This window comes from Clostridium sp. YIM B02569, from assembly GCF_022320765.1.
Classification (GTDB): domain Bacteria; phylum Bacillota; class Clostridia; order Clostridiales; family Clostridiaceae; genus Clostridium; species Clostridium beijerinckii.
The window spans coordinates 115,304-136,838 of the sequence record NZ_JAKJJX010000008.1 but is presented as its reverse complement, the minus strand read 5'-3'; the positions used below and the strand labels follow the sequence as shown (position 1 = coordinate 136,838).

At 28.5% G+C, this 21,535-nt stretch carries 19 protein-coding genes; 18 read left to right on the top strand and 1 reads right to left on the bottom strand.

Annotation, left to right across the window (positions count from 1 at the left end; genetic code table 11):
- The first annotated feature begins 58 nt into the window (after positions 1-58).
- The 10 genes from L3B96_RS09355 to holA all read left to right on the top strand — a co-directional run bounded on the left by L3B96_RS09355 (position 59) and on the right by holA (position 12,158).
- On the top strand, positions 59-2,365 hold the full coding sequence (locus L3B96_RS09355) for an AAA family ATPase (protein WP_077829358.1): 2,307 nt from the start codon (positions 59-61) through the stop codon (positions 2,363-2,365).
- Positions 2,366-2,845: 480 nt separating this feature from the next.
- On the top strand, positions 2,846-3,181 hold the full coding sequence (gene spoIIAA / locus L3B96_RS09350; protein ID WP_011968156.1) for an anti-sigma F factor antagonist: 336 nt from the start codon (positions 2,846-2,848) through the stop codon (positions 3,179-3,181).
- Positions 3,182-3,195: 14 nt separating this feature from the next.
- Positions 3,196-3,627, top strand: a complete 432-nt coding sequence (gene spoIIAB, locus L3B96_RS09345; protein ID WP_077838065.1) for an anti-sigma F factor — start codon at positions 3,196-3,198, stop codon at positions 3,625-3,627.
- Positions 3,628-3,637: 10 nt separating this feature from the next.
- Positions 3,638-4,393, top strand: coding sequence for an RNA polymerase sporulation sigma factor SigF (sigF, locus tag L3B96_RS09340; RefSeq protein ID WP_011968158.1), 756 nt, complete (start codon positions 3,638-3,640; stop codon positions 4,391-4,393).
- 201 nt (positions 4,394-4,594) lie between these two features.
- Positions 4,595-5,062 carry a stage V sporulation protein AC gene (spoVAC, locus tag L3B96_RS09335; RefSeq protein WP_023974018.1) on the top strand — a complete coding sequence of 156 codons (468 nt, stop codon included), beginning with the start codon at positions 4,595-4,597 and terminating at the stop codon, positions 5,060-5,062.
- 96 nt (positions 5,063-5,158) lie between these two features.
- Positions 5,159-6,184, top strand: coding sequence for a stage V sporulation protein AD (gene spoVAD / locus L3B96_RS09330; RefSeq protein ID WP_238860512.1), 1,026 nt, complete (start codon positions 5,159-5,161; stop codon positions 6,182-6,184).
- A gap of 72 nt (positions 6,185-6,256) precedes the next feature.
- Positions 6,257-6,613 carry a stage V sporulation protein AE gene (spoVAE, locus tag L3B96_RS09325; RefSeq protein WP_011968161.1) on the top strand — a complete coding sequence of 119 codons (357 nt, stop codon included), beginning with the start codon at positions 6,257-6,259 and terminating at the stop codon, positions 6,611-6,613.
- 234 nt (positions 6,614-6,847) lie between these two features.
- Entirely contained in the window at positions 6,848-9,367 is a 2,520-nt protein-coding gene (locus tag L3B96_RS09320; RefSeq protein WP_171788797.1) for a cation-transporting P-type ATPase, read from the top strand.
- Positions 9,368-9,371: 4 nt separating this feature from the next.
- Positions 9,372-11,063, top strand: a complete 1,692-nt coding sequence (locus tag L3B96_RS09315; RefSeq protein ID WP_238860510.1) for a ComEC/Rec2 family competence protein — start codon at positions 9,372-9,374, stop codon at positions 11,061-11,063.
- 60 nt (positions 11,064-11,123) lie between these two features.
- Positions 11,124-12,158, top strand: coding sequence for a DNA polymerase III subunit delta (gene holA, locus L3B96_RS09310; RefSeq protein ID WP_011968164.1), 1,035 nt, complete (start codon positions 11,124-11,126; stop codon positions 12,156-12,158).
- A 52-nt stretch (positions 12,159-12,210) separates the two neighbouring features.
- Here holA and rpsT read toward each other — a convergent pair whose 3' ends face one another.
- Entirely contained in the window at positions 12,211-12,474 is a 264-nt protein-coding gene (gene rpsT, locus L3B96_RS09305; protein ID WP_011968165.1) for a 30S ribosomal protein S20, read from the bottom strand.
- 172 nt (positions 12,475-12,646) lie between these two features.
- Between rpsT and gpr the strand changes: the two genes are divergently transcribed.
- The 8 genes from gpr (at position 12,647) to grpE (ending at position 21,439) form a co-directional block, all read left to right on the top strand.
- Positions 12,647-13,630 carry a GPR endopeptidase gene (gpr, locus tag L3B96_RS09300; protein WP_023974013.1) on the top strand — a complete coding sequence of 328 codons (984 nt, stop codon included), beginning with the start codon at positions 12,647-12,649 and terminating at the stop codon, positions 13,628-13,630.
- 206 nt (positions 13,631-13,836) lie between these two features.
- The gene (locus L3B96_RS09295) at positions 13,837-14,910 is read left to right on the top strand and encodes a stage II sporulation protein P (RefSeq protein WP_038457171.1); all 1,074 of its coding nucleotides are present in this window, start codon (positions 13,837-13,839) and stop codon (positions 14,908-14,910) included.
- A gap of 338 nt (positions 14,911-15,248) precedes the next feature.
- Entirely contained in the window at positions 15,249-15,578 is a 330-nt protein-coding gene (locus L3B96_RS09290; RefSeq protein WP_011968168.1) for a hypothetical protein, read from the top strand.
- Between the two features lie 171 nt (positions 15,579-15,749).
- On the top strand, positions 15,750-17,555 hold the full coding sequence (gene lepA / locus L3B96_RS09285) for a translation elongation factor 4 (protein WP_023974011.1): 1,806 nt from the start codon (positions 15,750-15,752) through the stop codon (positions 17,553-17,555).
- A 171-nt stretch (positions 17,556-17,726) separates the two neighbouring features.
- The gene (locus L3B96_RS09280; protein WP_023974010.1) at positions 17,727-18,167 is read left to right on the top strand and encodes a hypothetical protein; all 441 of its coding nucleotides are present in this window, start codon (positions 17,727-17,729) and stop codon (positions 18,165-18,167) included.
- Positions 18,168-18,383: 216 nt separating this feature from the next.
- Positions 18,384-19,511 (top strand): radical SAM family heme chaperone HemW, encoded by a 1,128-nt coding sequence (gene hemW / locus L3B96_RS09275; protein WP_238860508.1) that lies wholly within the window; start codon positions 18,384-18,386, stop codon positions 19,509-19,511.
- A 238-nt stretch (positions 19,512-19,749) separates the two neighbouring features.
- On the top strand, positions 19,750-20,778 hold the full coding sequence (gene hrcA, locus L3B96_RS09270) for a heat-inducible transcriptional repressor HrcA (RefSeq protein ID WP_011968172.1): 1,029 nt from the start codon (positions 19,750-19,752) through the stop codon (positions 20,776-20,778).
- A gap of 37 nt (positions 20,779-20,815) precedes the next feature.
- The gene (gene grpE, locus L3B96_RS09265; protein WP_011968173.1) at positions 20,816-21,439 is read left to right on the top strand and encodes a nucleotide exchange factor GrpE; all 624 of its coding nucleotides are present in this window, start codon (positions 20,816-20,818) and stop codon (positions 21,437-21,439) included.
- Positions 21,440-21,535 lie beyond the last annotated feature (96 nt).

Genomic DNA, 21,535 nt, shown 5'->3' with positions numbered 1-21,535 from the left:
GGGGTCTGCTTTGAAATATTTTAATTAAGTATATAATAGATTCAAAGTGGGATAAGATATGAAGAAAGAATTAACTCCAAATGAAATTATTTTTTGTACTTCGTGTACAGATAGCATTAAAAAAAGTAATATTAATAGAGTACCTGAATTTACATCTACTTTAAATAAAATTAAAAAGAGCTTGAGTGTTGAAAAAGAAGGATACAATATATATTACGTAGATTCATTTTCAAAAGAGAAACTAGAGAATCTAATAGAGTGTGTTGAAAATATATATGAAAAGCTTCCTGCACCAAAAGACATTTGCTATGTAACATCACAAGAACAACTAAATCCTACTGCATTGTTTTTACCAAATGGTAAAGGAAATATATTAAAAGAAATGATTGATGATATAAAAGAGAAATACTTTGAATGCATAGTAGAGTTTTATAGTAGTTCTTCAGATGAGGAAAAGGAAGATATTATTGAAGAAATAAGTGAAAAAAGGAATAATTATATAACAAAACTTATGGATTCAGCAAAAAATAAGAATTTTGATGTTAAAGCAACTAGCGGAGGATTTGTGTTTATTCCTTTGAAAGATGAAGGCAATGAGATGACTCAAAATGAATATGACAGTCTCGAAAGTAACACTCAAGAAAGTATCGAAAAACAAGCATCAAAATTAAAAAAAGAAGCAGAAGAAATTCTAGAGACATTAAAAGATATTGAAATAAAATCGATTAAGAAACTTAAAAGTATATACAAAGATTTTTTGAAAAAGAATATGCAGAGTCATAAGGATGATTTATTATTACAATTTATTTCCCAGGATGATGTTTATAAATATCTTCTTCAAATGTATGATGATATAGAAGAAAGAGTAGTTGAGTGTTATACTATTAATTTGGAAGATGATGAAGATTGTCTAAAAGATATATTCTCTAATTATAATGTAAATGTAATTGTTGATAATTCCGCCATAGATCATCCGAGAGTTATCTATGATGAAGATCCTACTATTGGAAACTTAATTGGTACCATTGAATATAGAAACAATAACGGGGGATATAGTACAGATATATCTTTGATTTCTGCTGGTAGTTTGTTAAAGGCTAATGAAGGATGTCTTATATTAAGATTAAGTTCGTTAATAAGTAGTGGTGTAAGCTACTACTATCTAAAGAAATCATTAATTCATGGCAAAATAAACTATAATTATACGAAGAGCTATTTAGAAATGATATCTCTCGCAGGATTAAAGCCAGAGTCAATTCCTATTAATTTGAAGGTTATTTTAATAGGAGACTATGAGAGTTTTCAGATATTATATGATAATGATGAAGATTTTAAACAAATATTCCCAATCAGGATAGAAGCGGATACCGAATTAAAATATAATGATATTACTAAAAATTCTATTGAAGGATTAATAAAAGAAAAGATAAAAAAAGATAACTTATTGAATATAACAGATGATGCTCTTAAGGAAATGATTAAATTTCTTGCTAGGGTCGCAGGTCAAAGAAATAAAATATCTATAGATGATTATTATATAAATAAATTACTGCATCTATCCAATAATAATGCAAAAGAAGATAAAAGAAAAAATATAGAAAAGCAAGATATAATTGATGTAGCATATGAAGATGAAAAGATTTTGGAAGATATAATGGATAATTATAAAAGTAAAAAAATATTGATAACAGTAAACGGAAGAAAAACAGGAATAATCAATGGGCTTTCTGTAGTTGGAAATGGATCCTATAGTTTTGGTAAGCCTATGAGGATAACATGCTTATCAAATATAGGAGATGGAAGGATAATAGATGTTCATAAAGAATGCAAAATGAGTGGAAATATCCATGAAAAGTCGATTGGAATATTGCGAGGATTATTAAGTAATTTAATAAGTCCTTATGAAAAATTGCCAGTAGATTTTCAATTAAGTTTTGAACAGACTTATGGAATGCTTGAAGGAGATAGTGCTTCTGTGGCAGAGATAATATGTATTTTATCAGCTTTAAGTAAGAGGCCAATAAGACAAAATATTGCTGTCACTGGATCTATAAATCAGTTTGGAGAAATTCAGGCAATTGGTGGGGCCAATGAAAAAATTGAAGGATTCCATAGAGTTTGCAGCATTATTGATAAAACAGATGGAAAAGGTGTCTTAATTCCAAGTACAAATGCCGATGAATTAATATTAAGATATGAAGTTGAAGATGATGTTAGAAATGGAAAATTTCATATATATACCATGGAAACTTTAGAGGATGCTATTGAAGTATTAATACTTGATGAAGGAGAATCAGTAAAAAGTTTCTTTAAGGAAATAGAAAATGAAATTTTAAAATATAAGGGTGGAAAAAAGAAAAAGTAATTATTGGCTTATCTAATAAGTCAAATCTTTAAGTTAGATATCACAACTAAGATATGAACTTATTTCTAGTTGGGATATATTTCATAGTATAAATCTAACTTATAGTTTGGTTATCTATAAGAAAATAAAATAGAAGATGATCTTATGATATATATTTATATGAGTATATCGGGATTATCTTCTATTTTTTATGCATTAAGCAAAAATAATATATTCATTTAATATTTGATAATTATGTAGTGTAGTTAATTATCGGTATCTTTATTTTATATATCGTTAATATGTGTGATATAGGCGGATAATTAAGATAATGAGTTATAATAAATAGAAAAAAATGTAATAAATAGTTTGACGTTGAATAAAATAGTATGTTAAAATATGGTAAAAGGTGAAATGAGGGAAAAGAGGAGGTGAATGTAGAATATCTTAAAACTTAAATATATAAGTTTAAAACTACAATGTGAGATATTCTTAATTAATATGTATTTAAAATTTGAGAAACAAAAAAATATTCTAATAACTACTCTTAGTGGTGAACTAGATCATAATAGTGCAGAGGAAGTTAGAGTAAAAATTGATGATAGGATAGATAGAGATAATATAGAAAAAGTCATTTTAAATTTTTCAGGAGTTACTTTTATGGATAGTTCAGGAATTGGAGCTGTCTTGGGTAGATATAAAAAACTATCGAACAAAGGGGGGATGCTTTGTATTGCAGAACCTAATAAGAATGTTAATAGAATTTTTGAACTGGCCGGATTGTACAAGTTAATTAAAAATTATAATACTGTAGATGAAGCAGTAAGGTGCATTTAGATGGAGGGGTTATCATGTCTGACAATAAAATGAGCATAGAATTTGTAAGCAAATCTCAAAATGAAGCTTTTGCAAGAGTTGCAGTTGCAGCTTTTGTTGCTCAATTAGATCCAACAATTGATGAAATAAATGATGTAAAAACAGCAGTGTCTGAGGCAGTTACTAATTCTATAATACATGGATATGAAAATAGAGAAGATGGATTAGTTAGAATTGAAGCAGAAATTAATGAAGATCAAGTAACTATAGCGATTATTGATAAAGGAATTGGAATTGATAACATAGAGCAAGCTATGGAGCCATTATATACATCAAGACCTGATTTGGAAAGATCTGGTATGGGATTCACTGTAATGGAGACATTTATGGATGCGTTAGAGGTTGACAGTGAAAAAGGTAATGGTACAAAGGTGGTAATTAAGAAGAAATTTAACGTGGTAAGTTAGGTGAAATAAGATGGAAAAAGAGGATTTAAAACGAGAGGATTATAATTATGATAAGAATCCCAAGCTATTAGCTCTAGCAAGAAGTGGCGATACTGATGCTATGAATACATTAATAGAAATGAATTTGCCATTGGTGTCATCTATAAGTAAGAAATTTCTAAATAGAGGATATGATTATGAAGATATATTTCAAATAGGATCTATTGGGTTAGTTAAAGCTATTAATAATTTCGACTTAAATTATAATGTTAAGTTCTCTACTTATGCAGTCCCTATGATTATAGGAGAAATAAAGAGATTTTTAAGAGATGATGGGATGATAAAGGTAAGTCGTAATGTTAAAAGCCTTGCTAGAAAGATACATTTTCAGAAAGAGATTTTAACAAAAAAGCTCAAGAGATCACCTACTATAGAAGAGCTTGCAGATTATGCAAATGTTGATAAGGAGGAGATTTTATTTGCAATTGAATCTTCTAATAGCTTACAATATTTATATGATACAATACATCAGGATGATGGAGCTCCAGTTCTTTTAATAGATAAACTAAGTGAGAAAAGTGCAGATGATGAAAATCTTATTGAAAAGATAGCTCTTAAAGAAGCATTAAATAGTTTAGATAATAAAGCTAAGCAGATTATAATGTTACGTTATTTTAAAGATAAAACACAAGTTCAAGTAGCTAAAATGTTAGGTATAAGCCAAGTGCAGGTATCGAGAATTGAAAAGAAGGTTTTAGCTGAAATGCGGAAAAAATTAGAAGAATAAAATTTGCTAATTACACATTGGTAAGAAAAATGATAAACATAAAAAAGAGTTATTATAGAATATGTATTTGTATAATTTTTTATTAAATTAGATCAAATATATATTCTATTTTTTTATAAAATATATGCCAAAAAATAACACGATTAATCTTAATAATTTTGCAAATGATAGATATACAGGTAAAAAAGGAGAGTGATCATCTTGACTAATAATAAAGAAGTAAGTGAAGAAAGCATAAAGCAAAAATATAATGATATGGCCAATGAAGCCATTCCAAAATCAAAGATACTTAAAGATTGCTTAAAAGCGTTTTTAGTTGGAGGATTAATATGCGATGTGGGTCAATTGATTTACAATATTGCAGCAGGATTTGGAATTGCAGAAGAACAAATAATGAATATGGTTCCTATTATAATGGTATTTTTAGGAGCTTTGTTAACAGGTACTGGAGTATATGCAAAATTGGCTAATTTTGGTGGAGCTGGTACTGTTGTTCCGATAACTGGGTTTTCTAATGCTGTAGTTTCTCCAGCAATAGAGTTTAAAAAAGAAGGATTTATATTTGGAGTCGCAGCCAAAATGTTTACAATTGCGGGACCAGTATTGGTATATGGTATTGGTACATCAGTAATAATAGGAATAATTTATTATATAATTGCAATAATTTAAATCAAAAAAGGAATTGGAATTTTAAGATGGGGATATGTATTTTTTTGATAAATAATCGAGTTGCTTTTAATTCAAAAATGTAGAGGAGTGATTAATTTGCAAATGAAGAATAAAAAGATAGGAAATCAAACTGTAAAATTAGATAATCCACCCAAAATAATATCGACGCATTCTATAGTAGGCCCTAAAGAAGGGGAAGGACCGCTAAGTGAATATTTTGATGATATATTAAACGATGACATGTTAGGAAAGGAAAGTTTTGAAAAAGCCGAAAGCGAGATGATGTTTACAGCTATATCGCAAGCTTTAAAAAAAGGGAACCTTAAAGAAACAGATATAGATTATTTATTTTCAGGAGACCTATTAAACCAAATTATTTCATCAAGCTTTGCAGCTAGAGAATTCAGTATTCCATTCTTTGGATTATACGGTGCTTGTTCTACTATGTCAGAATCTTTGAGTTTAGCGTCAATAATTATGGATGGAGGATTTGCTAAATACGTGGTTGCAGCTACATCTTCACATTTTAGTTCAGCCGAAAGGCAGTTCAGATTTCCGCTTGAATATGGATCTCAGAGACCGGCCACAGCTCAGTGGACAGTGACTGGATCAGGAGCATTGGTTTTAGGACATGAGGGGAATTATCCGGAAATAACATATGTGACAACAGGAAAAGTTAAAGATTATGGGCAAAAAGATGCTAATAATATGGGAGCAGCTATGGCGCCAGCAGCGGCAGATACAATTGTAAATCATTTTAAGGATACAGGAAGAAAACCGGAAGATTATGATGTTATAGCTACAGGAGATTTAGGTGTAATAGGAAGAGAACTTGCTGATAAATTAATTGAAGACTTTGGATATAATATTAGAAATCAACATATAGATTGCGGCGAAATTATATTTGATAATGAAAAGCAGAATACATTGTCAGGTGGAAGTGGTTGTGGATGTTCAGCAGTTGTTTTTACAGGTTATTTATATAAAAAACTTATGAAAAAGGAAATTAAAAGAGTATTATTAGTTTCTACAGGTGCACTTATGAGCACTACGTCTTCTCTTCAAGGTGAGACAATTCCAGGAATAGCACATGCAGTCGCTGTTGAAATGAATTCAAATTAAGGAAGAGGAAACTTATAAATAAACGAGATATTAGATTATAAAAATCTTTTGTTTGAAAGGAATGAAAATTGAATGAATTATATAAGTGCATTCATAGTTGGTGGCATTATTTGCGTTATAGGTCAAATATTAATAGACGTCACAAAATTAACTCCAGGAAGAATCTTAGTAGTGTTTGTTGTGCTTGGAGCTATAGTAGGTGCTTTTGGATGGTATGATAAATTAGTTTCTATTGGCGGAGCGGGAGCTACAGTTCCGTTACCGAGCTTTGGAAATGCATTAGCTAAAGCTGCAATAAAAGAGGTAGATGAAATAGGATTATTAGGAGCTTTTACAGGTGGAATTAAAGGAGCTGCAGCAGGGATTACAGCATCAATATTCTTTGGATATCTTATGGCACTAATCTTTAATCCAAAAACCAAAAAATAAATAAATTTAATATGGAAAAATAATTGAGCCCAATGAAGATTATTATAGTAGAAATGCTTAAATAAAATTAACTTTTATAAATATGTATCGAAAATATATATAAGATATTAAAGTTTTGCCTTTTAATGTCTTTAAACGTATAATTATACTATAAATGAATGTATATATATAAAAATGAAAAATATAGTATAATAAAGAAGTTATTAATGAAGTAATTAGAATGGTGGGGTTTTTTTGGAAAAATACTGCAATAACTCTTGGGCTCAAATAGTTGAATTACTAAATAGTAATGTTCAAAGTGGACTTAGTGAAAATGATTGTGAAGCATTAAGATTAAAATATGGGACCAATAAGATTGATTTACCAAGTGGAAATAAAATTTATAAACATATACTAAATGCTTTAAAGCAAAAATCTATAATTATAAATTGGATAATTACAATAATTTTATTCGTATTTGAACATTATTTATTTGGTATAATAACAGCCTTGATATTATTATTAAATTTAATTTTAATAGTAATGCATACTATAAAAAGAGATAAAGAAATTGGAGCTTTAGAAAGGCTGAATTCTGCAGATACAGTAGTTATTAGAGATGGGGCCCAGAAAATTATAAAATCTGAAGAATTAGTAATGGGCGATATAGTAAAAATTAATAAAGACTCTGTTATTCCAGCAGATATAAGAATAATAAGTGCTAATGAAATTAAAGTTGACGAAAAGAGTATAACAGGAGAAGCATTTTATAAGGAGAAATTTGAAAGTAAGATAGTAGGAAATATATTTTCTTTAACAGATATGAAAAATATATTGTTTAAAGGGTCTATAATAAAATCAGGTAGCGGACTAGGTATAGTAATATCCACTGGTAATTCTACTCAGTTAGGTAGAATGCTTACCATGCTTACGTATGCAAGTAATAGAAAACATAATTTTGGGACAATGATATCTAAAATTTTAGAAAGATATTTATTAATTTATTTCCTAGGAATTATAATTATAGGATCATATTTTGTATATACAGGACAAGATGCAAACAAAAATTACATATGCACAGCTTTATTTGCCCTTGGTTGTTTTCCAGTTACTATAATCGCGAAATTAGTTTTTAAAAATATAATTAAAAGCTTTAGGAATGAAAATATAGAAATAATAAATTTTTCAGTATTTAATTTAATTAAAGATGTTAATATTTTATTTTTAGATAAAGTTGGTGCAATAAGCAAAAAAGAAATGATAGTCAAAAAACTATTTATTAACGATAATTTGATATCAACTGAAGATCCGTATGTAAAAGAGACAACCTTTGATAGGATAGTTGAAATATCATTAGTATGTAATAACGCTATTTATAATCCAAGTGATGATAGTGGAAAAGGAGAGTTAGATGAGCTTGCTTTTCTAAGTTATGCTGCTAGAAAAAAAATCTACAAAGCTGCTATAGATAGTAGGAATTCTAAAATTTTAGATATACCTATGGATTCTGATAAAAGATTCTCTACAGTTGTAAGTAAATTTAATAACAGATATAGAGCTAATACTAGAGGAAACGTAGATGATGTTTTAGAACAATGTACACATGTCATGATAGAAGGTATTGAGAAAGAGATTACGGATGAATACAAAGCAAAAATAAAGGAAGTTGATATGAATTTATCTATAGAAGGGTTAATAACAGAAGGTTTTGCGTATAGAAACTTTACTTATGAACCATCTAAATCTGAAAATATAGAAAGCAACATGGTCTTTGTTGGAATAATTGGATTGGAAAATCCACTTGAAGAGAATCTCGAAAATACAATAAATCGAATTAAGGATAAAGCAATAGTACCAATATTATTTACAGAAGAAAGTAAATTAAGTGCTATAACAAATGCAAAAATGGCTAATATAATAAAGAATAATAATCAGGTAGTAGCAGGAATAGAACTGGATTCTTTAAATCATCAAGAATTAAAGGATTTGCTTTGTAGGGTAAGGGTTTTTTGCAGAGTAAATCCAGAAATTAAATCAAAGATTGTTTCATTATTTATAAAAGATGGCCATAAAGTTGCAACTACTGGTGAAACGTTAGGCGATCTTCCAGCACTCAACTTATCAAACGTAGGAATAGGTAAGGGAAAAGCATCTACAATTGTAAAAAAGGTATCAGATGTATATATTAAAGAAAATTACCTAGATGGGTTCTTTAAAATAAGAGATTTTTCCAGAGTATTTGATGGCAATATAGATAGAGGATTCAAAGTATATTTCATTGCTCTATTCTCAGAACTTCTAACTTTAGTAGGAAGTATTATAATGGGACAAACTGGAAGTTTAGAATTTGGAAATGTGGTAACGATAAATGGAGTTTTATTCATTCCATTATCATTAATAATATTACTTAAAAAAGGGCGAGATATTACTAGAAATGAAATGATAGTTAGATCATTTGTTCTAAGCATAATTACAATGGTTTCAATTTACAAACTTGGTGATAAGGAAGCAGCGATAGTGACATTAACTATATTATCAATTGGAATTTTATTATTTACATTGTTTAATAGCAATATTTCTATAAGAAAATTTTCTAACGAATTGATTATGCCTGTTATATCATTGTTAGTAATTATTATTGCCGTAATTAGTATGATTCTAATTAATGGAATATTAATTAGAGATATAATAGGAATAGAAATAGCAGCATCGATAATATTTTTATTAATCTTTGAAATTTTAGCTAGAAAGTGGCAAAACTCATTAATGAGGTGAGTTGATGTTTTCTAAAAAAATAGGAGATGTAGGAAATCCACTAATATACATATTTTTGACGCTTGCAATTAGTTGTATTTTCTATGGAATGAATAAGGAATTTAGGGGGCTTACAATATTCATTGTAGCCTTCTTTTTTATATGCATATTTTATTATTGTGGTTTCAGTTTCTTTGTTATTATGATTATCTTTTTTGTTGTTGGAATTTTAATTAATTGTTCCTATTATAAAATTCCAAGCAAAATAGACGGCGAAGTAAGGATAATAAAAATAAGCAATTATGGTGTTATAGGAAGCTATGAAGGTAAGAGTATTACGATAAGAACTAATGATAAGAATTTAAGCGTAGGTGAAAAATATGAAATTATAGGAAAAGTTGATGACATACAAGATAGATATAATGGGATAGTTGGGGAAGTAGAGCCTAAAGTATTGTATAAGATTAATGGAGACTTGATAACAAAGCTTTATGAGATTAAAAGAAATATATATTTGCGGTTAGAAGAAAATTTAGGAACAAGAAAGGCAGGGCTAATATCATCAATTGCTTTTGGTTATTGCGATTATTTAGATTTTGAAGACAAAGATGACATGAAAAACTTTGGAATCATACATAGCATAAGCGTTTCAGGGTTACATGTAGCTATAGTATATGGTTTTATAAGAATTTTTGTTGGGAGAAATTTAGGAATTTTGGTAACTATGATATATGTTGTATTTACAGGACTCAATTATTCTAGTATAAGGTCTTTTTTAATGCTTGCATGTGTAGAAGGTGGACGTATTTTAAAAAGAAATAATAATTCAATTTCTGCTCTGTGTTTCTCTGCAACATTTTTGGTTCTTTATGAACCTTATAGTATTTTTAATATATCTTTTCACTTATCTTATTTAGCTACTTTGGGAATAGCAATGTTTAATAAGAAGTTTAACAATACATTATATAAATTGAACATTAAATTAAGAGAAGCATTAAGTTTAACATTAAGCGCTCAGATATTTACGTTACCATATCTAATTTTAATTTTTAGGGATTTTTCAGCAAATTTTATTATTGGAAACTTAATTTTGGCTCCATTTGTAGATCTTATGGTTATTACAGGAAATGCATTGGTATTGACATATACTTATACTCAATTATTTGATTTTTGCAGTTATATAAACTTGAAAATAATAAATATGTTTGATTGTATTCTAAATTATATGGAGAACTTTTCATTGCCAATGTTTTATGGAAATGAAAATGTAGTTTTCTTCTATCTATTTTTAATGTTTAGTGCTTACTTTGTGAATAAAGGATATAAAAAGTTTGTTTATCTTCCTCTTATAGCTATTTTTATAATTACAATTCAGATATATAGTCCAATTCCAAGTATAAGGTATTATAAAGAAGGTGCCATTTTATTTTCTTATAAAGGTGATAGAATACTAATGTCCAATAAAAATCAAATTGATTTAAATAGACTTTCTAAATCAGCACTTGCAACAAAATATTTTAGACAGAGAAGTACGATTATTATGAATGGAATTTATAAAATAAGTTTCAAAGGAAAAGATTACGTTCTAGATACTGGTACTAAAAAATATCTATTAAAAGTTACAAGTGATAAAACTCAACATGAAGAGTATGATATAATAAATTTTAATGATAGGATCACTAATAACATATTTATAATAGATGGAAGATTAGTATAGTTTTATAGATTTATATTAGAATTAAATTAGAAGCACATTTTATACGAAAGGAAAATTAAAGTGATTAATTACGAAGTTTATGAGCAAGAGATCGAAAAAGGAAATATAAAAAATGGATATATATTTTGTGGGTTAGATGAAGAATTTATTAAAGATGGAATAAGTCTGATTATAAAAAAGAATATAGCTGAAGAATTTATGGATCTTAATTTAATAAGGATAGATGGAATGAATACAAGTTTTGATGCTATCATGAATGCGTGTGAAACAATGCCATTCATGGGAGAAAAAAAAGTTGTGGTTGTTTATAGGTCTAATTTTTTACAGGACAAAACTGATTCGTCAGGAACTAAAATATACAATGATATTAAGAGCTATATATCAAATTTACCTCCATATACAGTATTAATAATGTATTATTTATTGAATGATAAGAGAGATAGACCAAATAAAAATAAGAAATTAGCTACTATTGGTAAATCCTTAACAATAGTATATTGTGATAAATTAAAAAGGGACAAATATTTAAAGAAAGTATCGGAAGTATTTAAAGAGAAGGGAAAACAAATTGGAAGAACTGAGTTATCTTATTTCTGTGAGAAAGTCTATAATAATTTTGACATTATAAAAAGAGAAGCTGACAAGCTTATATCGTATTGTGGTGAAAGAGAGATAAAAAAAGAGGATATTGATATACTTATTTCAAAATCCAGTGAGGATGATACTTTTGATTTAGTTGAATTAATAGCTACAAAAAAAATTGATAAAGCTATAGATACTATGAAGGAAATTTTATATAAATCAGACCAGCATATGCTGATAATAAGTGCTATTCAAAAGCATTTCTTGAGATTATATGAGATAAAGATAAAACTTAGCAATGGAAAAAAAGTAGATGATTTTATGTCAGACTATAGGTTGCCGCAGTTTGTTTGTGAAAAATTAATAATGCAGACAAATAAATTCACAGAAAAGCAGTTATCAGAGTTAATTAAGCTTTGCGTTAATACAGAAACAAAGTTAAAATCAACTGGAATAGATAAGAATATGGAAATGGAATTCCTTTTAATAAATACACTTACAGTTAAAAAATAATATTTATTAAGAATATAAAAAAATAACCCATCTACTTAGATGGGTTTTAAGATTATGCCATAGAGTTTAACTTAGCAGCTAATCTTGATTTCTTTCTAGCAGCCATATTTTTATGAACAACTCCCTTAGTAGCAGCCATATCTAATGACTTAACAACTGATGTAAATAAAGCTTTAGCTTCTTCATTATTCTTAGCTTCTATAGCAGCTTCAAATTTCTTTATAGTAGTCTTTAAAGCAGACTTAATCATTCTGTTCTTTAAAGTCTTAGTTTCAGTAACTTTAATTCTCTTTTTTGCTGATTTTATATTTGCCATTCTTAATTCACCCCCTTAAATTTTTATAGGGTCTCTGCAGTTTTTGGGGAAATCTGCGTACGAGTTCATATTCAACAAACCTTATTATAGCATCAGAAGTTATGTAATTCAAGTATTAAATTCAAAGAAAAAGGAAAAATAAGACTGAGTAAATTTATAAAGAGGTGTTGGTATGATAAATGTAAGAACGGATTTAGTACTTGAAGCGAGAGAAATTTATAAAGAAAGTCACAAGGATGAAGTAGATATAGATGGAATAGAAGTTATAGAAGAAAGTGATGATGATATTAAGGTAACTACAGTAAAGGTAAAAAATGATGAAGGTGCTAAAAAAATTGGAAAGCCAAAGGGAAATTATATAACTATAGGAATGCCAGACTTTACAGCATATGATGGTGAAACTATGGATAGAGTTTCACAAGTAGTATCAGAGATTTTGCAAAGATTAATTAAGATTGATACAGAGAAAACAGTATTAGTTGTAGGACTTGGAAACTGGCAAGTGACACCAGATGCTTTAGGTCCTAAAGTGACAGAAAAGATTATGGTAACTAGGCATTTACAAACAGTTATGCCAGAAGCAATTGATGAGTCTGTAAGACCTGTTTGCTCTATAGCGCCTGGAGTACTTGGAGTTACAGGAATCGAAACTGTGGAAATAATTAAAGGCGTTGTGGAAAAAATTAAACCAGACCTAGTGATATGTATAGATGCTCTAGCTGCAAGAAGAGTTGAAAGAGTCAACACAACAATTCAAATTGGAGATACTGGAATATCGCCGGGTGCAGGAGTAGGCAATAATAGAAAACAAATAAATGAAGAAAATTTAGGAGTTAAGGTTATTGCGGTAGGAATTCCAACAGTTGTAGATGCAACAACAATTGCTAATGATACTATAGACTCTGTAATAGATTCATTAATAAATAATTCATCAAGTGGAAATGAATTTTATAAAATGTTAAAATCTCTTGATAAAAATGAGAAGGAAAGACTCATTAAGGAAGTGATGTCATCAAAAGCAAGTATGGATATGATAGTTACACCTAAGGACATTGATTTAATGGTTAATTCTTTATCAAGAATAATAGCCAATGGGATAAACATGGCAGTCCAACCTAATATGGATATGGATGAGATTAATAAGTTTATGGGTTGATTATTAATAATTTATTTCTTGAAATTTAGAATAAGAAGAAAAGATCTCAAAGTAATTTGAATTATTTTGGGATCTTTTTATTTTAGATTGATTATCAATGTATATTTTAATCTATTCTAATTTTTAAATAGATGGAATGATATTTATTAGAATAATTATGTAAATCCGTTAATATAAATATAAAAAAGGGCAAGGGGGGGATTACCGTGATATATATGAGCAGAAGAGGAAAAAAAGGTGAAATTAATAAAAGGATAAAAGCAAAACCTAACATTAATATAGGCTTAATAATCCTCATTTTAATTATAGGTGTATTTTTCATAAGATTAGGTAATGTTTTAAAAAATAACAAAGAAAGAGGAGCATTTGCCTATGTTCAATTGTTAAATTTAGGAATGCCGATAATAGAATCCCAAGTTTATGATGAAGGAACCTATGCTGAAAATAAACTTTCATTAAAGAATGTTTGTTTTCAAGTATTAGGATTAAATAATCTTAGCTATAAAGGAATAATTCAAAATGAACTTAGTTTCTTTGGTGATGGAGAAAGTTCTAGCAATACTGAAACTAATTTTAGTTTTAATCCGTTTCAAATAAGCGAAGACAGTATATCAAAAGTACAAGTAAACACTGATAGTAAGAATACCCCAATATATGATCCTAGCTTAAAGAAGACATTGGATAAATCTAAGCCAGAAGTATTAATATATCATAGTCATACTACAGAAAATTATAATGCATCAGAACCAGATAGTTTAAATGAAGATACCAATGTAGTGGGAGTAGGCGATGTTCTTGCTAATGAATTAGAAGAGAATTATGGGATTTCAGTTATACATGATAAAACCAATAATTGTATTTCTTATAATGATAGTTATACAAGATCTGGAGAAGTGGTTGATAAATATTTAAAACAATATGGAGATTTCAAAATGGTTATAGATCTGCATAGAGATTCCGTAGAAGATAAAGCTGCGACAACAACAGAAGTTGATGGAATGAGCGCATCTAAAATAATGTTTGTAAATGCTGAAAATAGTACGAGATATCCTAAAAATAAAGAGCTTACAGAGAAAGTATTTAATAAAACATCTGAATTATTCCCAGGATTGCCTATAAAAATATTAACATATCATAGAGGGAAAAATGCATTTAATCAAAGTAAAAGCGATGGATGTTTACTTTTTGAAATAGGATCTCATACTAATACACCAGACGAGTCAAAAGTTACGGCAGAATGTATGGCTAGAGTAATTGCGGAAGTTTTAAATAAGAAATAAGTATAAAGTTACATGGAAAAGGGTTGGAAGTTATATTGAGTGCATAGGAAAAGTTAGATAACATGCAAGTTTGAGTTTTAGCACTAAGTATTTAAATAGATATTTCAAGTTGAGATTTAAATATAATCTTGATGATAAAAATTAAAGGAAAGATTAGGAGTCTAAAGCTAGAATTTAGATCCCTAGTCTTTTCTTTATTTTAATTTATTAATACATAATATTGAGATAATTGGTGAGTAGATTGTTTGAATGAGAAAGTTGAGGGTGAATAATAGTTTTGCTATATGGAAAGAATCTAAATAAAAATCAAAAAATAAATTAAAAAGGGTGTTTCGACATTGAAGAAAATTATTAAAAGTAACATTTTAAGAAGAATATCACCAATGATTTTTATATTATTCATTATTTTTATTGGAATAATTAAAATAGATATGATTAATACTAAAGCATTATCTCCTCTTGGAAATACTAATGAAAATTATAAACTTGTAAGCAATGAATTTGGAGAAGATTTCTCGAATTTTATCAAGGATAATTCATTTCTTAAAATTTATAAAGAATCTGAAAAAGATGTTTTAGTTAAGATAGGAAGTAATGATTTTAGGATAAATAATCAATCTTCTTTTATTAAAAAAATAGAGGATATAATTGAAAGAATAAAACCATAATATTAGTTAAATTATTTAGTTGATTTTAAAATATATATAAGGCATATTAGACATAGAGCATTGAGGGAAAGTTTTGATAGCCTTTCTTTATGGATATATGTTATAATTTAGCTGATTTAATTATAACGGGGGTGAAAGGACTGTTTTTCGTTAAGGATAACAGTTATGCGTATGAAAAGTGAAAGACAAAAACATATCAGAAATTTTTCAATTGTAGCACATATTGATCATGGTAAATCAACCCTTGCGGATAGATTACTTGAAACTACAGGAACCTTAACTAAAAGGGAAATGGAAGAGCAAGTTCTAGATAATATGGAGATAGAAAAAGAAAGAGGAATTACAATAAAGTCTCAAGCAGCGAGGCTTGTATATAGAAGAGACGATGGTGAAGAATACATTCTTAATTTAATTGACACTCCAGGACATGTAGATTTTAATTATGAAGTTTCAAGAAGTTTAGCAGCTTGCGAAGGAGCGATATTAGTTGTTGATGCAACACAAGGTATTCAAGCCCAAACTTTAGCTAATTGCTATTTAGCATTAGATAATGATTTGGAAATTGCACCAGTAATAAATAAAGTTGATCTGCCTTCTGCAAGACCCGATGAAGTTAAGAAAGAAATTGAAGATGTAATAGGAATTCCAGCAGAAGAAGCTCCTACTATATCTGCTAAAACAGGGCTTAATATAGGTGATGTATTAGAGTGTGTTGTTAAAACTATACCGTCACCTGATGGCGATGAAGAAGCTCCTTTAAAAGCATTAATTTTTGATTCTTACTACGATAGTTATAAAGGTGTTGTATGTATAGTTAGAGTGATGGACGGAAGAGTAAAGATTGGAACTAAAATTAAATTGATGGCTACTAATAAAGTTTATGACGTTACTGAAGTCGGAGTGTTTACTCCAGGAGTGCTTCCAATCAGTGAGTTAAGTGCTGGTGATGTTGGATATGTAACAGCATCCATAAAGAATGTTAGAGACGCAAGAGTTGGGGATACTATAACTGAAGCTAATAGGCCAACCGAAACAGCACTTCCAGGTTATAAACCTGCTATACCAATGGTTTATTCAGGAATATACCCAGTTGACGGAGCAAAGTATGATGAATTACGAGAAGCTCTTGAAAAGCTACAAATAAATGATGCGGCATTAAGCTTTGAGCCAGAAACATCTATTGCTTTAGGTTTTGGATTTAGATGTGGATTCTTAGGATTATTACATATGGAAATAATTCAAGAAAGAGTTGAAAGAGAATTTAATTTAGATATAATTACTACTGCACCATCTGTTATATATAAAGTAATCAAAACTGATGGAGAAACATTAGAAATAACAAATCCAACTAACCTACCACCTTTGACAGAAGTGGATTATATGGAGGAACCAGTAGTTAAGGCATCTATAATAACCCCAAAAGACTATGTTGGAGCAGTTATGGAGCTGTGTCAAGATAGGAGAGGTATATACATAGATATGCAATATATAGAAGAAACCAGAGCTGTTGTAAATTATGATATACCATTGAACGAAATTATATATGATTTCTTTGATACATTAAAATCTAGAACTAGAGGATATGCGTCTTTAGACTATGAATTTAAAGGATATATTAGAACTAAATTAGTTAAGTTAGATATATTATTAAATGGGGATGTAGTTGATGCATTATCAATGATAGTTCCAGAGGAGAGAGCTTACCATAAAGGAAGAGGAATAGCTGAAAAGCTAAAAGAAATTATCCCAAGACAATTATTTGAAATTCCAATTCAAGCAGCAGTAGGATCTAAAATTATAGCAAGGGAAACCGTAAAAGCTATGAGAAAAGATGTATTAGCTAAATGTTATGGTGGAGATATCTCAAGAAAGAAGAAACTACTTGAAAAGCAAAAAGAAGGAAAGAAGAGAATGAGACAGGTTGGTTCTGTTGAAGTTCCACAAGAAGCATTCATGGCGGTATTAAAGGTAGATTAGTTAGTATAAGTAATATAAATATAGAATACTTTATACATGTAAATTATATTTATTTAAATAGTAATTCTAAAAGTATAAAATAAAAATATATTATTTTTGAGGAATTATTTGTATAATATTAATTAGTATTATACAAATAATTATTTTAATGCCGGTTTGGGAGGGGTTTGAATGTTTTTAAATGAGTTAAAGAAAAATGAAGGAATTGCATTTATGCAATTGGTTAAAATCCTTGCAAATTCAGACAATGTTTTTGCGAAAGAAGAAAAAAATCTTTACAATGACTATCTAGAAGAGCTAAATATAAATGAAAGTGAAATATCAGAATCAGATCTAAATTCTGTATGTGAAACTCTAAAAGGTTCGTCTAATAGATGCAAAAATATTATTTATTTTGAATTAATAGGCCTTGCTCTTATTGATGGAGAATATAATGAAGAAGAAGTTGAACTTTTAGAAAAGCTAGGTGAAGCATTGGGTATAACACGTAGTAAGAGAATAGCATTTGCTAATTATTTTTACAATTTTGTTGATGTGTATGGTTTCTCTGTTGTAGATGCAGAAAGTAAAATTGCCTTATTAAAAGAACAGGCAGAAAAATTATTAGTATAGATAGTTTTTGATATGAAAAAAGTATGATGTATATTATCTAAAAATAAATAATAAAGAATGAATGATAAAAGCGAGAATATCTATTGAAATTTAAATTAAAGGTGTACACACCTTATAGGTTTAAATGAAGGGTAAATGCTCCTCTAGTTATTCATTCTTTATTTTTGCTTTATTTTATCAAGTAAAATATTTAATAATGTATTGGAGGAAAAATTAATGAGGGATATATCTTTATATATACATATTCCTTTTTGTAAACAGAAATGTTTTTATTGTGATTTTCCATCTTATTCAGGAAAAGAAGGATTAATGAACGAATATATAGAAGCGTTAAGTAATGAAATATTACAAAAAGGAAAAGAATACAGAATAAGTAGCATATTTATTGGAGGAGGAACGCCATCCTACTTGAATGACTTAAGTCTAGAAAAACTACTAGGTACTTTAAATAAATTGAATTTAAAGGATGATTTGGAGTTCACAGTGGAGTGTAATCCAGGTACATTAAATGAAAAAAATCTAAATATTATGAAGGAACACAATGTTAATAGAATTAGCATGGGATTACAATCAACAAAAAACTCTTTATTAAAAGATATTGGAAGAATACATAGCTATGAAGAATTTGAAGAAAATTATTTTCTTGCTAGAAAGCTAGGATTTAATAATATAAATGCAGACTTGATGTTTGGATTGCCTAATCAAACTATTGAAGATTGGGAATGTTCTTTGCGAAAAGTAGCAGAACTTGAACTAGATCACATATCTGCATATAGCTTGATTATAGAAGAAGGAACTCGGTTTTATAAATTATATGAAGAAGATAAGTTGAATTTACCTGAAGAGGATAAAGAACGAATTATGTATTTGACAACTAAAGACATATTGAACGGGTATGGATATCATCAATATGAAATATCTAATTATTCAAAGAAAGGCAAAGAGTGCTTTCATAATAAAGTTTATTGGAAATGTGATGAATACTTAGGGATGGGGGTGTCTGCTAGTTCATTTATAGATAAAAAAAGAAGTAAAAATATAGACAATATTAAGGAATATATTAAAAGAATAAATAATAAAGAAAGTGTAATTGAAGAAATTCACGTAAATGATATTAAAGATGATATGGAAGAATTTTTATTTATGGGGCTTAGGATGATTGAAGGGATAAAAGTAGAGAAATTTAAAGAGCGATTTAATAAAGATATATATGAAGTGTATGGAGAAATTATTGAAAAAAATATTAAAAAAGGATTATTAATTAATAATTCGGGAAATCTATATCTAACTTCGCATGGAATAGAAATATCAAACTATGTAATGAGTGATTTCATTTTATCTTAATGGATTCTCTTATGAAAAGTTTAAAGAAAGATTAAGCGCAATTATAAAAATATATTACATATAAAAATGGAGAAAATAGGAGATATAAAGAGCTAAGTTAACAAAATTGCTTTATTATTAACGTTAGGTAGCTATAATAAATATAAATAGAATTGACAAAAAACATCATAAATAATATATTAAAAACATAGTCATTAGCACTCGAGGTTAATGAGTGCTAACAAAAAGAGGTGAGGTTATGAGTATTGATGACAGAAAAATAAGAATACTTCAAGCTATTATCAATGACTATATTCGAACAGGAGATCCTGTAGGATCAAGAACTATTGCTAAAAACTATAACTTAGGTATTGGGTCCGCAACAATAAGGAATGAGATGGCTGACCTTGAAGATATGGGATACTTAGAACAACCTCATGCTTCTGCAGGAAGAATTCCTTCTAGTAAGGGATATAGATTATATGTTGATCAGCTCATGGATAATCAGATGCTAACAGTTGAAGAAGATCTAAGGATAAAACAATATATAATCGATTCGGCAATGCTTGAAGTAGATAAAATAGTTAAGCAAACTAGCGCCTTATTGTCAGAACTTACTAAATTAACTTGTGTAATTGAGACACCATCAGTAAAAAGGAGCTTTATAAAGTCAATTCAGCTGATTAAAGTTGATGATCATAATTTAGTATCAGTTTTTTTAACAGATACTGGTGTCATAAAGAATCATATAATGAAGCTAAATAATAGAGTTCCTGAAGTTGAAACTTTAACACGAATAAATGAAGTTATAAATAATAGATTGGTGAATCTTTCTATACAAGAAATTAATTTAGAAGTAATTAATAACTTAAAAAAGGATCTAGGAGCCTATGAAGAAATATTCAATGCTTTATTGCCTATTTTATATGAGACTCTAAACTCGGCGGATTCTACAGAAGTATTCATGGAGGGAACTACCAACATATTTAATTATCCTGAATATAACGATATTGATAAAGCTAAAGAAATGCTATCGCTTTTGAATGATAAAGAAGCTTTGATGGAGCTGTTTAATCCTCAAGACAATATAACAGTCAGTATAGGGGATGAAAACTACAAGCCACAAGCTAGAGATTGTAGTATAATATCAGCTGAATATTCCTTTAAGGATAGGCCTATTGGGAAAATTGGATTAATTGGACCTAGAAGGATTAATTACTCAAAGGTAATAATGATTATGTCAGAAGTTATAAAAGAGCTTAATAATATATTGAGCAATCCAAAATAGATGTTAGATTTAAAGAGAAGAGGTGTGTGTTAGATACATGGAAGAAAATAGAGATGTTAAAAATGAAGAACTAGAAAAAGAAGAAATTGCAGATGAAGTAGCAGAAAAGGATAATGAGACTCAAGAAAGTAATGATGCAGCAGAAACAAATGAAGCTAGCAAAGAGGCTTCAGAAAATATAGAAGCTGCAGAGGAAGATCAAGAAGATTTAGTAAAAAATCAAGAAGAGGAAAATAAGAAATTGAGAGAAGAATTAGATGCGACAAAAGATAGACTTTTAAGATTAACAGCTGAATATGATAACTATAGAAAAAGAACAGCTAAAGAAAAAGAAGGAATATATAGCGATGCATATGTAGATGTATTAAAAGAGATTGTTCCTATTCTTGACAATTTAGAAAGAGCTGTTGCAGCTGATGGTAGTATTGAAGATTTGAAAAAAGGAATTGAAATGACAATAAAGGGATGCAAAGATTCATTTGCAAAACTTGGTGTTGAAGAAATAGATGCTACTGGAGAATTTGATCCTAATCTTCATAATGCAGTAATGCATATAGAAGATGAAGAATTAGGTAAAAATGTAGTAGCAGAAGTTTTCCAAAAGGGATATAAGAAAGATGATAAGATAATAAGACATACTATGGTTAAAGTTGCTAATTAGAAATAGGAACAAGTTTCTTATTAAGATATATAAATAGAATTCAAAAATAATAAACTGAAAAATTCAAGTTTAAATAAACTAATAAAGTTTTAGGAG

Bases quoted from the DNA above. Each gene is read 5' to 3' on its own strand.
- rpsT (WP_011968165.1), bottom strand. From the start codon at position 12,474: ATGGCAAATATAAAATCAGCAAAAAAGAGAATTAAAGTTACTGAAACT.
- lepA (WP_023974011.1), top strand. From the start codon at position 15,750: ATGAAAAGTGAAAGACAAAAACATATCAGAAATTTTTCAATTGTAGCA.
- grpE (WP_011968173.1), top strand. From the start codon at position 20,816: ATGGAAGAAAATAGAGATGTTAAAAATGAAGAACTAGAAAAAGAAGAA.
- sigF (WP_011968158.1), top strand. From the start codon at position 3,638: ATGGAAAAAGAGGATTTAAAACGAGAGGATTATAATTATGATAAGAAT.
- spoIIAA (WP_011968156.1), top strand. From the start codon at position 2,846: ATGTATTTAAAATTTGAGAAACAAAAAAATATTCTAATAACTACTCTT.
- hemW (WP_238860508.1), top strand. From the start codon at position 18,384: ATGAGGGATATATCTTTATATATACATATTCCTTTTTGTAAACAGAAA.
- spoVAE (WP_011968161.1), top strand. From the start codon at position 6,257: ATGAATTATATAAGTGCATTCATAGTTGGTGGCATTATTTGCGTTATA.
- gpr (WP_023974013.1), top strand. From the start codon at position 12,647: ATGATAAATGTAAGAACGGATTTAGTACTTGAAGCGAGAGAAATTTAT.
- L3B96_RS09355 (WP_077829358.1), top strand. From the start codon at position 59: ATGAAGAAAGAATTAACTCCAAATGAAATTATTTTTTGTACTTCGTGT.
- spoIIAB (WP_077838065.1), top strand. From the start codon at position 3,196: ATGTCTGACAATAAAATGAGCATAGAATTTGTAAGCAAATCTCAAAAT.
- L3B96_RS09315 (WP_238860510.1), top strand. From the start codon at position 9,372: ATGTTTTCTAAAAAAATAGGAGATGTAGGAAATCCACTAATATACATA.
- L3B96_RS09280 (WP_023974010.1), top strand. From the start codon at position 17,727: ATGTTTTTAAATGAGTTAAAGAAAAATGAAGGAATTGCATTTATGCAA.
- hrcA (WP_011968172.1), top strand. From the start codon at position 19,750: ATGAGTATTGATGACAGAAAAATAAGAATACTTCAAGCTATTATCAAT.